The sequence below is a fragment of the Acinetobacter sp. CIP 64.7 genome (assembly GCF_000369745.1).
Classification (GTDB): Bacteria; Pseudomonadota; Gammaproteobacteria; order Pseudomonadales; family Moraxellaceae; genus Acinetobacter; species Acinetobacter fasciculus.
In genome coordinates, this window is sequence record NZ_KB850178.1 from 311,026 (window position 1) to 324,724 (window position 13,699).

General features: G+C 43.7%; 13 protein-coding genes. 3 read left to right on the forward strand and 10 right to left on the reverse strand.

The genetic code is table 11. From position 1 onward, the window contains the following. Positions 1–22: 22 nt before the first annotated feature. Positions 23–805: a peroxide stress protein YaaA gene (gene yaaA, locus F890_RS03685; RefSeq protein ID WP_004278979.1), complete on the reverse strand. Its 783-nt coding sequence runs from the start codon at positions 803–805 to the stop codon at positions 23–25. 123 nt (positions 806–928) lie between these two features. Here yaaA and F890_RS03690 point away from each other — a divergent pair, with 123 nt between their 5' ends. Continuing rightward, positions 929–1,561: an alpha/beta hydrolase gene (locus F890_RS03690; protein WP_004645565.1), complete on the forward strand. Its 633-nt coding sequence runs from the start codon at positions 929–931 to the stop codon at positions 1,559–1,561. A gap of 32 nt (positions 1,562–1,593) precedes the next feature. Here F890_RS03690 and F890_RS03695 read toward each other — a convergent pair whose 3' ends face one another. From F890_RS03695 to pheA, 5 genes are all read right to left on the reverse strand, one after another. Further along, positions 1,594–2,136 (reverse strand): GNAT family N-acetyltransferase, encoded by a 543-nt coding sequence (locus tag F890_RS03695; RefSeq protein WP_004278982.1) that lies wholly within the window; start codon positions 2,134–2,136, stop codon positions 1,594–1,596. Next, a complete protein-coding gene (locus tag F890_RS03700) occupies positions 2,124–2,486 on the reverse strand; it encodes a hypothetical protein (RefSeq protein ID WP_004278984.1) in 363 nt (120 codons plus the stop codon). Before F890_RS03700 ends, F890_RS03695 begins: the two co-directional genes overlap by 13 nt. A gap of 99 nt (positions 2,487–2,585) precedes the next feature. Beyond that, positions 2,586–4,832 carry a bifunctional prephenate dehydrogenase/3-phosphoshikimate 1-carboxyvinyltransferase gene (locus F890_RS03705; protein ID WP_004278985.1) on the reverse strand — a complete coding sequence of 749 codons (2,247 nt, stop codon included), beginning with the start codon at positions 4,830–4,832 and terminating at the stop codon, positions 2,586–2,588. 3 nt (positions 4,833–4,835) lie between these two features. Then, a complete protein-coding gene (gene hisC, locus F890_RS03710; RefSeq protein ID WP_004645569.1) occupies positions 4,836–5,927 on the reverse strand; it encodes a histidinol-phosphate transaminase in 1,092 nt (363 codons plus the stop codon). 66 nt (positions 5,928–5,993) lie between these two features. After that, a complete protein-coding gene (gene pheA / locus F890_RS03715; RefSeq protein WP_004278987.1) occupies positions 5,994–7,103 on the reverse strand; it encodes a prephenate dehydratase in 1,110 nt (369 codons plus the stop codon). 487 nt (positions 7,104–7,590) lie between these two features. Between pheA and F890_RS03720 the strand changes: the two genes are divergently transcribed. Beyond that, complete coding sequence (locus F890_RS03720) at positions 7,591–8,109, forward strand: DJ-1/PfpI family protein (RefSeq protein ID WP_004731605.1); 519 nt, start codon at positions 7,591–7,593, stop codon at positions 8,107–8,109. Positions 8,110–8,194: 85 nt separating this feature from the next. On the opposite strand, the gene F890_RS03725 is transcribed toward F890_RS03720, so the two are convergent. Then, on the reverse strand, positions 8,195–9,337 hold the full coding sequence (locus F890_RS03725) for an acyl-CoA dehydrogenase family protein (RefSeq protein WP_004278989.1): 1,143 nt from the start codon (positions 9,335–9,337) through the stop codon (positions 8,195–8,197). Between the two features lie 159 nt (positions 9,338–9,496). After that, on the reverse strand, positions 9,497–10,840 hold the full coding sequence (locus tag F890_RS03730) for a dicarboxylate/amino acid:cation symporter (protein WP_004278990.1): 1,344 nt from the start codon (positions 10,838–10,840) through the stop codon (positions 9,497–9,499). Between the two features lie 409 nt (positions 10,841–11,249). Here F890_RS03730 and F890_RS03735 point away from each other — a divergent pair, with 409 nt between their 5' ends. Continuing rightward, entirely contained in the window at positions 11,250–12,251 is a 1,002-nt protein-coding gene (locus tag F890_RS03735; RefSeq protein WP_004278991.1) for a glycosyl transferase family protein, read from the forward strand. An 85-nt stretch (positions 12,252–12,336) separates the two neighbouring features. Here the strand turns inward: F890_RS03735 and F890_RS03740 are convergent, their stop codons facing one another. Together F890_RS03740 and F890_RS03745 are read right to left on the reverse strand one after the other, a co-directional pair. After that, positions 12,337–12,609 (reverse strand): YeaC family protein, encoded by a 273-nt coding sequence (locus F890_RS03740; RefSeq protein WP_004278992.1) that lies wholly within the window; start codon positions 12,607–12,609, stop codon positions 12,337–12,339. Between the two features lie 3 nt (positions 12,610–12,612). Then, on the reverse strand, positions 12,613–13,551 hold the full coding sequence (locus F890_RS03745) for an NAD(+) kinase (RefSeq protein ID WP_004645573.1): 939 nt from the start codon (positions 13,549–13,551) through the stop codon (positions 12,613–12,615). Positions 13,552–13,699 lie beyond the last annotated feature (148 nt).

Genomic DNA, 13,699 nt, shown 5'->3' on the forward strand with positions numbered 1-13,699 from the left:
TGAATACTGGGAATCATCTCATTTATGCACTCAGTTGTTCATCACGTTTGAACACAAGTTCTCCCTTAAGTGAACTGTCTGCATCGAAATAATAGCCATCGCTATTAAAAGCTTTCAACTCTTCGACACAATCAATTTTATTTTCAATCATAAAACGCGCCATGAGACCGCGTGCTTTTTTGGCATAGAAACTAATCACTTTATATTTGCCATTTTTCTGATCCAGAAATACCGGCTTGATAATGTCTGCCTGAATTTTGCACTCGTTGACTGATTTGTAATATTCATCAGAGGCGATATTCACCAGGATTTCAGAATTTGCTGCTGCTAGATCCTGATTAATCAGATCAGTAATGTGATGTGCCCAGAAGTCATATAGGTTATGCCCGCGGGAATTGGCCAATTTGGTTCCCATTTCCAGACGGTACGGCATCATCAAATCCAAGGGACGTAAGAGTCCATATAATCCAGACAACATGCGTAAACGGTCTTGTGCATAGTGCAGATCTTCATGTTTTAAACTATAGGCATCCAGACCTGTATAGACATCGCCTTTAAATGCAAAAATCGCCTGACGGGCATTGGCTAAATTAAAATTCGGTTGCCAGTCATTAAAACGTGCGGTATTTAAAGTGGCAATTTTTTCACTAACACTCATTAAGCTGGAAATTTCTGTTGCAGAAAGTGTGCGACAAACGTTGATCAAGTCCTGTGAATGTTCTAATAATCTCGCTTGAGTAAATTGGTCAGTCGGTAATGGAGTATCGTAATCGAGAGTTTTGGCTGGAGAAATTAAAGCGAGCATGGCAACCTGGTCAAAAAATGATTAATCAAACTATATCAGTCTGCTTATTTTAATTCCAATTCATGTTTTTATTCACCATAATCGTTAAAATGCACGATTCTCCTGTTAATCATCGGTTTTTATATGCCCGAGCAAATTTTTCTTCAAGGGCCTGCGGGTCAGATTGAAGTTTTTGTGGATTATCCTCAGGGTGAAGTGAAAGGATTCGCGGTAGTTTGTCACCCCCATCCATTGCAAGGCGGTACACCACAACATAAGGTTCCGGTTTTACTGGCACAAATGTATCTGGAACGTGGCTGTATTGTGTATCGTCCAAGTTTCCGTGGTTCTGGTCAAAGTGAAGGTATACACGACGAGGGCTTCGGTGAGACGGATGATGTATTAGAAGTCATTCGGTTCGCTCGCAACCAGCATATTGCCCTGCCTTTTTATGCAGGCGGTTTTAGTTTTGGTGCGCATGTCATGGCAAAAAGCTATGCAGCCTTACCGGTAGAACTGCAACCAAAGCAAACCATTTTATGTGGTCTGCCGACTGCAACAGTAGCTGGTATTCGTCATTATGTGACACCAGCCATCAAAGGCGACATTCTGTTCATTCACGGTGAAGCCGATGAAGTGACTTTGCTCTCAGATATGATTGAATGGGCAAAGCCACAACGCCATTTAGTGACCGTATTACCTGGTGCCAACCATTTCTTTACCGGCTATTTAAAGCAATTACGGATCGCAATGACCCGGTACTTAGCGCTTGGCTAAATAAAAAAACCCATCAAATGATGGGTTTTTTATTAAAAGACAAAATCTTCTGCAAAAATTTCATACATCACAGCCCGATATTTAGGCTTATCGATGTAGCGGATAATTTTTCCGCCCAAGCGTTCTGCAATTTTACGGCTAGCCCAGTTTTCTTCTGCTACCGGGTAGCTTAAAACTTGAATCCCTAATGTATTGAAAGCATAAGCCACAACACAATGCACTACCTCATGTCCATAATGATGACCATGTGCAGTTTCACGAATCCAAATACCGACTTCAGGTATTTCATCATGAAGTCGATGCAAACCACATAGCCCAATAAATTCTTGTGTTTCAATATGACGGATCACAAATACATATTCTTTATAATCAGTCATATTTTCCAGCCAATTTTGCCAGACTGTTGCAAATCCCTGTTCAGATTGTGGTGGGTCCCACGCCATAAAACGTGTCAAACTCGGCGTAATTGAAGCATAAGTTTCTTTGGCATCGGCTGATTTAAAACAATTCAGGATCAAGCGTTTACTTTGCAGTGTAGGCAAAGCTGATTGAGTCTGTTGAATTAGCTCTTCCATTCAAACTCGCTAAAGCGTTCCTGCTCTTTTAGAGAGGTTTCCACTGCCTGTGCAAGCTGATTAAGCAAACTTCTTTCGGTGATACGATCCAGCCAGTCCTGTTCTTCTTCAGGATATGAGGCAATCTCACAGACCAGATGCCCTTGTTCATCTCTGGTTTCGCAACTCACTGATAAAGGCAGCGCATGTTCTTCTACGCTGACGGCAACCTGAGCACCACTTTGGCTTAAGGTCTGAAAACCGTATTTACCTAATTTTTCGGCAAGTAAATGTGCTACATATTCCTGGGTTTCTTGACCATCCCGTGGTGTTTGGCTCTGGGTATTGGCCATGAATTTTAATTTTCGCATCGCTACTTCCAAATGGCTTTTTTCTTATATGGGTTTAGCATAAGCAATATAAACAAAACAGCCAAGCAAAAGCTTGGCTGTTTCACATAATTTTAAAAATTATTCTGATACTTGAATTGGCAGTCCTGCGATTGAGGTCAATTCTGTGAAGGTCGGGAAACTGGTTGCGACCGTTTCGGTTCCGACAATCTTGATCTGCTCCGAATTACGCAAACCGGCAATCGAAAAACTCATCGCGATACGGTGATCGTGATGCGATTCAATTTCACCACCCGTAAAGATTGGCGACCAGTCACCAGACTTGCCCTTACCTTCAATGATGATGCCATCGTCCGTTGGGGTACAGTCGATGCCCATGGTTTGAAGACCGTCGGCCATCACTTGAATACGATCCGATTCTTTTACGCGAAGCTCGGCAGCACCGGTCAGGATGGTTTGACCTTCGGCACATGCAGCCGCAATGAATAGCGCCGGGAATTCATCAATTGCCAATGGCACCTGATCTTCCGGCATATGAATGCCTTTTAAGGTACGTGTACCACGGATACGAATATCGGCAATCGGTTCACCGCCTGCAATACGCTCGTTTTCAACTGTAATGTCCGCACCCATTTGCTTGAGGATTTCGACCACACCAGTACGGGTCGGGTTAATGCCAACTGCTTCAAGGGTCACATCCGAGTTTTCAGTAATGGCCGCACCGACCATAAAGAAAGCAGCAGAAGAAATATCTGAAGGCACCTGAATATTGGTTCCAACCAGCTTTCCGCCACCTTGCAGTGAAATTCGATTACCTTCGGTTTTCACTTCATAACCAAAGGCACGTAGCATACGTTCAGTATGGTCGCGTGTTGGTTCTGGTTCAGTCACCGAAGTTTCACCTTCTGCCCATAGACCTGCAAGTAAAATCCCTGATTTCACCTGAGCAGAGGCCATTGGCAAATCGTACTGAATCCCTTTCAGGTTTTGGTTGCCGGTGATGGATACAGGTGGCGTACCTCGCTCACCAGTGGTCTGAATTTGCGCACCCATTTCACGTAAAGGCTTGGCAATACGCTCCATTGGACGCTTGGATAAAGATGCGTCACCAGTCATGACTGAATCAAATTTCTGTGCTGCTAGCATACCCGACAGCAAACGCATTGAAGTGCCTGAGTTGCCCATATAAATGGCAGACTGCGGCGCTTTTAAGCCTTGCATGCCAACACCATGAATGGTGACTTCACCATTTTTAGGGCCTTCAATGCTGACTCCCATATCACGGAAAGCTTGCAGTGTCGCTAGAGCATCCTCACCTTCCAAAAAGCCGGTCACATGTGTGGTACCTTCTGCAATCGCACCAAACATGATCGAGCGATGTGACACAGATTTGTCACCTGGCACGGTAAATTTACCCTGAAATTTCTTGGCACCCGGCTGAATGGTAAATTGTTGTGTCACTTTATTTTTCTCCATGAAAGGTTTCTTGGCGAGCATATGGTTGAAATGCTGGCGAGCTGCCTGCGCATGACCCAATAAGCCCATCAATGCGTGGGAATCTTCATCTTCAATCAATTTGCGAATAATCGCGAGCTGCTGTTCAAAGCCATCAACAGCATTCAGAACTGCTTTTTTGTTGGCAAAAAAGATGTCATGCCACATTTGTGGATCGCTAGCGGCAATTCGCGAGAAATCCCGGAAGCCACCGGCAGCATAACGAAATATATCTAAATTGTCTTCACGCTTGGCCAATTGCTCAACCAAGTTGAATGCCATGAGATGCGGAAGATGACTGGTATGCGCCAGCACTTCATCGTGCTTGTCGACATCCATACAAATCACTTCGGCTTTCGCCGCTTGCCACAGCTGAATCAGTTTATCGACGGCCCAGTCTGCACTGCTTGGCAGTGGCGTCAAGATCACCTTGTGATTGGCAAATAAATCAACTTTACCTGCATGCACCCCGGTATGCTCGGCACCTGCAATCGGATGGCCCGGTACAAAACCTTCAGGCAGTTCATCGCCAAAAACCGCTTTCGCTGCATCGACCACATTACCTTTGGTACTACCCACATCAGTAATAATGGTATTGGCAGATAAATAAGGCTTGATGGCTTCCAGCACCTTTTGCGTGGCACGCACCGGTAATGCAAGCACTACCAGATCAGCACCTTTGACCGCTTCCACAGGATCTGCATAGCCTTCGGAAATCAGGCCAAGAGATTTAGCATCTTCCAAAGTCTTTTGTGAACGTGTCGATGCAACAATGTCATTGGCCAAATGCTCAGCTCGAATGACACGCGCCAGACTTGAACCAATCAGTCCAAGCCCGATAAATGCAACTTTTTCAAACAGTGGCTGCGACATGGTTTAAGCTTTTGCCTCTAAACCGAGTACTTTAGCCAATGCGCTTAAGAATTTCGCATTTTCTGCTTCAGTACCAATCGATACACGAATGTGATTAGAAATACCGACCGGACGCACAATCACCCCTTGCTTAAGCAAACCATTGAAGGTTGCTGATGGGTCTGCTTGTACATCTACCAGAATAAAGTTGGCACGTGAAGGTACATAGTTAAGACCCAAAGCCTTAAAGCCAGCCTCAAGTTGCGCCATACCGGCTTTATTCACTTCACGAGAACGCGCGATAAAATCTTCATCTTTCAGTGCAGCCACCGCAGCCACCATCGCAAGATGGTTGACATTAAATGGTTGACGAATACGGTTCAGGTAATCTGTCACTTCAACTGAAGCCAGAGCAAAACCAACACGTAGTGCAGCCAAACCATAACACTTCGACAAAGTACGGCTAACGATCAGGTTTGGATATTGCGCAAGGAATTTCAAGCTGTTGAAGTTTTCCGGGAAATATTCAACATACGCTTCATCCAGAACCACAATCACATTGGCAGGAACTTTTTGCATGAAAGCTTCAAATTCAGCTTCTTCGAACCAGGTTCCAGTTGGATTGTTCGGGTTTGCAATGAAGACGAGTTTGGTATTGTCTTGAATTGCAGCCGCCATTGCTTCCAAGTCATGCGAGAAGCCTTTTGCTGGTACTTCGATCGCTTGTGCATTAATGGCTTGAGTTACCAATGCATAAACTGCAAAAGCATGCTGGCTATACACCACCGAATCATTTTCTGAAACGAATGCACGGGCAAACATTTCCAGTAAGTCGTTTGAACCATTCCCTAAGGTAATCTGATCATGATTAAAACCAAACTGGGTTTTGATCTGATCTTTCAGGATAAAACCACCACCATCCGGATAACGGCCAATTTCAGCAATTTCCGCAGCTACCGCTTCTTTGACTTTATCTGAACAACCTAGCGGGTTTTCATTTGAAGCCAGTTTGACGATATCGGTAAGCCCCAACTCGCGCTCAAGTTCACTGATTGGCTTACCCGGTTGATATGGCTTTAATTTTGAGATGCCTGAATTGGCTGGAACAAACGACATTTTAGACTTCCAATTTTAGGTATAAAACAGTGGTCAGCATCCTCGCCCTGACCACGGATAGCTGACTTAAAGTACAGCTGCAGGATATGAACCGAGCACGCGAACTTCTTTGACCAAAGGACGAATTTCTTCAATGGCTGCTTTCACGTGTTCCTGCTCAATATGGCCTTCAAGATCAATAAAGAACACATAAGCCCATTTTTCAGGAAGTGCAGGACGCGTCTCAATACTGGTCAGACTGATATTGTGCTTGGCAAATGGCGCCAGAATTTCCAGCAAAGCCCCGGCACGATCATGTGCTGAAATCAGTAATGAAGTCTTGTCATTACCACTTTGCGGCACTTTTTCACGACCAATCACCAAGAAGCGTGTGGTATTTTCAGGATTGTCCTCGATATTGCTATGCATGATTTCGAGATCATAAATGCTCGCGGCAATTTCAGAGGCAATCGCGGCAGAATGCCATTCATTACGAATACGGCGCGCTGCTTCTGCGTTGGAGCTTAAAGCGACACGTTCCACACCCGGATAATGGGCATCCAGCCACTTACGGCATTGTGCCAAAGTCTGCTGATGCGCATAAATCTGCTTGATGCTGTCTTTACGGGTATTTTCAGAAATCAGGAACTGATGGTGAATCGGTAATTCAACTTCGCCAATTACATTCAGGTTCGATGTTTTAAAACAGTCCAAAGTATGGTTGACCACGCCTTCAGAAGAATTTTCTACCGGCACCAGACCATAATGGGCACTGCCCGCTTCCACGTCACGGAAAACTTCATCAATGGTCGGTAAAGGACGAACCACAGCATCATGACCAAAGTGCTTGAGTACCGCAGAATGGGTATAAGTCCCGACTGGGCCAAGGAAAGCAATGCTTTGCGGAGCTTCAAGTGCAAGACAGGCCGACATGATTTCACGGAACAGACGCGCCATGGTGGTATCAGACAATGGCCCTTCATTACGTTCCATGACATTACGCAAAACCTGAGCTTCACGTTCTGGGCGGTAAAACAGCGGATTCTCTTCTGAGGCAAACTTTGCTTTTGCCACAGCTTCAGCCAAACGTGCCCGACGGTTAATCAATTGCTGAATTTGCTGATCAACAGAATCGATATCTTCACGAATTTTTACCAAATCAAGAGAAGTCGTGGTGTTTTGATCGTCGTTGATCATTGTTCTGTCGCCCTTCATAAACCTTATCTGTTCAGTATAACAATAGTGAGCTTTCAAATGTTACGCAATATGACATTGGTAGATTAAGTCTTAAAAACATACAGTTGATTTTAACCGTTTATCGCTTTTGGTCATATCTAGTAACATTTACTTCAGCTTTTCTGCTTGATTTACATTATTAAATTGTAAACTTTGCCTGTCCATATTAACTGATTTTAAGGAAGATGAAATATCACTATTTCTTAATCTATATAGCGGTTTTAAGCATAAGAAAATTAAAATAATTGCTTTGCAAACGTCATTTTTGAACCATTCATATCTAAGATAGATTTCACAATAAAATGCACACTCTGCAACACCATTTTTATCGACTTCTCTTTGATTTCACTTATTTTTTACATTAAATCACTACTCCATTACAAAGCAGAGACGATTTTTTAACCAATCATAGATAGTCTAACTTAAAACAAGCGTTTGGGTGTCAGTCATGCCAAAAAGAATAGCTGTACTTTTGACGAATAATTTTGAAGATCAGGAATATCTTGAACCCGTTGCGGCCTTGCTTGAAGCAAAGCATAGCATCTGTAATATTGAGTTTAATGCAGGAAACGTGGTCTATGGTCTGCATGGCTGTTCTGCAGTGACGATTGACCGGGGCATCGAACAAATCAGTATTGATGATTTTGATGCCTTGCTGATTCCTGGCGGTGAATCTGCAGTTTCCTTATCTACCGATCTCCGGGTGCTGCAGTTTATTCAGGCTTTTAATCAAGCCAAGAAAACCATCTTTAGTTTATGTGATGCATCATTATTACTATGTGAAGCAGATGTGCTAAAAAATCGAATTATTACCAGTATTCGCGCGCATGCCAGTCGCGTACAACGTGCCGGTGGCACGTATTATGATGCAGAACTGGTGAATGACAATAATCAGTTGATTTCATCGCGTCTACCCAATGATTTACCCATTTTTATTCATGAATGTTTGGATGTCTTAAAATCATAAAGTCTTAAAAAATATTTCCCATCTTGGCTATGTTCTCCCCCTATAAAAAAGAGTCCTTCGGGACTCTTTTTTTATGGTTGAGCTATTAACGTCCTAACAGACCGCGTGCCACGATCTCTTTCATGATTTCATTGGTACCCCCATAAATCCGCTGGATCCGCGCATCAACGAAGAAACGTGAAATTGGATATTCAGTCATATAGCCATAACCCCCAAATAATTGCAGGAGATTGTCCGCGATTTTCATCTGCATATCGGTAGAAAAGCTTTTCAATGCTGCTGCAGTTTCTACATCCAGCTTCCCTTGCATATAAAGCTCAAGATTCTGGTTATAAAAAGCTGCGGTCGCCAATTCATCAATTTTCGCTTGCGCAAGCACAAAACGGGTATTCTGGAATTGGCCGATGGCCTGACCAAAAGCCTGACGCTCTTTCACATATTGTGTAGTCACATCAATAGAGCCACGAATAGCGCCTAAAGCGGTGGCAGCAATGGCGGTACGCTCACGCGGCAATTCCTGCATCAGGTAAGCAAATCCCTGTCCCGGCTGACCCAGTAATTGCTCCTTTGGCACTTTAACATTGTCGAAGAACAGCTCAGACGTATCCTGAGCATGCAGGCCAATTTTGTCCAGATTGGTGCCTTTTTTAAAGCCTTCCAGATGAGTATCAACCAGCAGCAATGAAACGCCTTTGGCGCGGGCTTGCGGATCAGTTTTGACGGCAAGCACCACCAAGTCAGCATGCTGACCATTGGAAATAAAGGTTTTTGAGCCATTTAACAGATAATATTCATCCTGCAAGATAGCGCTGGTGCGCATGGCTTGTAAATCTGAACCTGCGCCTGGCTCGGTCATACCGATCGCACCGACCACTTCACCGGTCACCATTTTTGGTAACCAGTATTTTTTCTGTTCTTCGGTACCGATATGCAGGATATACGGTGCTGCAATATCGGAATGACAAGACAGACCTGTGGCAATGGCACTGTATCCGGCACGTGCAGATTCTTCGATCAACATCAATGAATAATCGGTCGGCACCCCATAGCCACCATATTCTTCCGGAACATCGACACACAAGAAGCCATTTTCACCGAGTGCATTCCAGACTGAACGCGGCATCAGACCTTCACGTTCCCACTGGTCATAGTATGGTGCGACATGTTCGTTCATAAAGCGTTTAAAATTATCGCGGAATAATTCTAGATCGGCATCGTAGGCAAGCATTCTATTGTCCTTGTTGTTTATCATTTGAGTTTCCTTTTCACAGACTATCGACTTTCATGCTCCCTGTCATGTGCCGGCATTCATCTTTTTACTAACTTCACAGTCAATAAAAAAGGGAAGCCGAAGCTTCCCTTTTAGACACGAAAGACAGACTCAAACTTAGTGAGCGTTATTTCCTTCTTGCGCCATTTTTTCATCAATTTCTGCAGGATTTGCTAAAGCATAGTTCAGCTTGTCCATATCTAACTGGCCAACCCATTTCGCAACCACTAAAGTCGCCAAAGAGTTACCAACCAGATTGGTCAAGGCACGAGCTTCAGACATGAAACGGTCAATACCGAGAATCAAGGCCAGACCTGCAACAGGAATATTACCTACGGCAGCCAAGGTTGCCGCCATCACAATAAAGCCTGAACCAGTCACACCTGCCGCACCCTTAGATGAGATCAGAAGTACCAGAAGCAGGGTAATTTGATGAGACAAATCAAGTTGCGTATTGGTCGCTTGTGCAATGAAGATCGCAGCCATCGTCAAGTAAATCGACGTACCATCCAGGTTAAATGAGTAACCAGTTGGAATCACCAGACCTACTACCGACTTCTCGGCACCGGCAAGTTCCAGTTTCTTCAACATACGTGGTAATACTGACTCTGAAGATGACGTCCCCAGTACAATCAGAAGTTCTTCGCGAATCAGGCGGATCATCTTCATGATGCTGAAACCAGCAAAACGCGCAATTGAGCCCAATACGATGAAAATAAATAGTACACAGGTGATATAGAAACAAATGATCAACTGTGCCAGCTGAGCAAGAGAACCAATACCATATTTACCAATTGTAAATGCCATCGCACCAAATGCACCGATTGGAGCAAGTTTCATCACCATGTTCACGATGTTGAAGAATACATGTGAAATCTGGTCAATGAGTTTCAGGACTGGCTTGCCTTGATCACCCAGCTTATGCAGTGCGAAACCAAAAATGATCGCGAACAATAGAACTTGCAGAATTTCGCCTTCCGCAAATGCGCCCACAACCGTATTTGGAATGATGTTCATCAGGAAGTCGATAGTCGATTGTGACTCACCTGAAGCGACATATTTACTGATGCCAGTGGTATCCAGTGAAGCAGGATCAACGTTCATGCCCACACCAGGCTTGACGATGTTAATCACGACCAGACCGATGACCAAAGCAATCGTGGATACGATCTCGAAGTAAAGTAAAGCCACACCACCAGTTTTACCGACTGATTTCATGCTTTCCATACCTGCAATACCGCTGACCACGGTACAGAAAATCACAGGTGCGATAATCATTTTAATCAGACGGATAAATGCATCACCAAGCGGTTTAAGCTGTTCGCCCAAGCCAGGGACATGCTGTTCTACGCCATTGATAATTTGCGTACCACTAGGCGAAAAATGCCCGACCAGAATACCTGCGATAATGGCCACAATCACTTGAAAATACAGTGACTTATAAATTGGTTGTTTCGCCATAATAAATCTACTTGAACGATATCAAAAATAAGAAAGACCATTTTGAGAAATATACTGACCTCTTCATCCCTTCTCAGGATGAACCGGATCAAGTCTCAAAAGGCTCAAGAGAATGTTCAAAAATGATAATCAGCCATGCATTGAATCTGACACTCAAGTATCAGACCAAAGTATTAAATGGGAGAAAGAGATTAAGAAAAATTAAACAGACTCTAAAAATTGCCTAAATTTTACCGAATATTCAGACTAAATGTGCATAACTTATTATGCGCTTGTTTATGTTTTAACCAGAATAGATTAGACATTAGTCGATAATCAGATTTAACTGATTGTTTTACGTATACTGAAATGTTTATGGATTTTCACCCTCTCCCTTGACATTAATATTTTCTGCAAGCTGTAAAAAGTTATGAATACCAAAAGAAATATTTATAAAGATTTCGAACATCCCTTTGCCCAATATGTACGCATTGTGGGTAAAGGGAAAAATGGCGCCCGCTCTCTCAGCTATGATGAAGCCTATCAAGCCTTTAGCATGATTTTAAAAAATGAAGTGCTGGATGTGCAGTTAGGTGCATTCTTGATGTTATTGCGGGTCAAGGAAGAATCTGTAGATGAGTTGGCCGGTTTTGTACAGGCGACACGGGATCAGCTGAATTTCAAAAAACTGGATGTCGATCTGGACTGGTCTTCATATGCAGGCAAACGCAAACATTATCCATGGTTTATTCTGGCAGCCCTGACACTGGCCAAGCATGGTTATAATATTGTGATGCATGGTGCCTCGGGCCATACCATGAACCGCGTTTACACCGAACAGGTGCTGACTTACTTAGGCTATCCAATCTGTCAAAATGATGCCGAGGTTGAACAGCAGCTACAACAACAGCATTTTGCTTATATCCCGCTAGAAGTGATTTCTCCAATTCTGGCGGACTTGATTACGCTGCGTAATGTCATGGGGCTACGCTCCCCAATTCATACCTTGGCGCGTCTGATCAATCCGTTTAATGCCAAAGCGACCCTGCAAGCAATTTTCCATCCGGCTTATCGTGGTTCGCATCAGCAAGCGGCTTTCCGCTTAGGCTATAAAAACAGCGCAGTGATTAAAGGTGAAGGCGGCGAATTCGAGCGTAATCCGGATGCCAAAACGCTTATCTGTGGCATTAAAGATGGTGAACTATATGAGCATGAACTGCCGAAACTAACTGACTACCGCAGTCCGATTGAAGAAGAACTGGATCTGGCGCTATTTAAAGCTGTCTGGGACGGTCAGCAAAGCCATGATTATGGCGAGATTGCAGTGATAGAAACTATGGGCATTGCGCTATATACCATGGGCGTGTGTGACAGCTTTGAAGCTGCGATGCAAAAAGCCAAAACCTTATGGGTGAATCGCCACACGGTTTAATCTTTATAGTATAAAGAAAAAAAGCATTGTTAATCACTTAACAATGCTTTTTTTAATTGTATTGCTATTGGCTGGGAATTAAGCCTTAAACAAAACGAATCGGCTTGAATTCTGGTTCATTTTTGTGATGATCATCATCACATTCCTCACCCTCTTCTTTAGTACCGCGATCGATATAACCGCTGCGCTCATTTTCAGGCAGGTTTTTCATTTCCCAGGCATACACTGCCTGCATACAGGTCTGACGCTGTTCTGGTGTCAAGGCTACACCGTTTGGCCACTTTCCAATTTCGACTGCTGTTCTTAGACGTTCAACAATCTCAGGATTGAGTACGGCAAGCATTTGTTCAATATTCATGATTTAATCCTGCTTAAAATAATCAAAGTCCTGATTCCACCCCAGTTTGGTTCGACAGGCATTATAAAAGTCATAACCCGGTGGATGCAGAAGATTCAGTTTAAAGGGATGCTTGCGAATATGGACGCTATCGCCCACATTCAAAGACACACTGTGTTGTCCATCCGCACTAACCATCGGCAGTACGCGATTTTCACGAATCAGTAATTTAATTTCACTATGTCCACCGACCACAATCGGGCGTGAAGACAAGGTATGCGGATGCATCGGTACCAAGGCAATCGCATCCATACTTGGATGTACAATCGGGCCACCACCAGAAAGCGCATAAGCCGTAGAACCAGTCGGCGTAGAGACTATCAGGCCATCGCTGTGCTGACGATAGACATATTGTCCATCAATATTCAGTTCAAAATCGATCATATGTACCGATTTCCCTGAATGTAGCACCACATCATTTAGAGCAATGGCATCGTAAATCACTTCACCTTTGGAGCGAATTTCGACTTCGAGTAAAAAGCGTCGCTCAGTCTGAAAGTCACCCTTTAATACCTGATCCAGCTTGAATATCACTTCAGTCGGCTTGATATCCGTTAAAAACCCCAGACGACCACGGTTAACCCCGATCACCGGGGTATTGTACTTGACCAAGGCGCGTGCTGCATGTAATAGCGAGCCGTCACCGCCCACGACAATCACCAGATCCACCACCTCACCCAATAAGGCACGACTGACGGTTTGGGTATTTTGATAGGGAACAAGTTCAGCTGTCGCTGCATCAAAAACTGGGTGTAGGCCTAAATTGAGAAGATGATCGTGAATAAGGCATAAGGTTTCAACCACCGACGATTTATCAGGACGTCCTATTAACCCGATATTTCGAAAGGTCTTATGGGAAATTTGCACCAGTGTCGTCGCTCCGCTACGAATCCTGCTTATCATAACATTAAGCTATACCTGGATGACAATTTATAACAGTGCTTCATAGGTAGGAAATTATTTGAAATATATTCGAATTAAGGAGAAATTGTGGGGTTTCATTTTAATTTTAAGCGCATTTCTTGATTAAATATTGCAAAATAATGAAAAG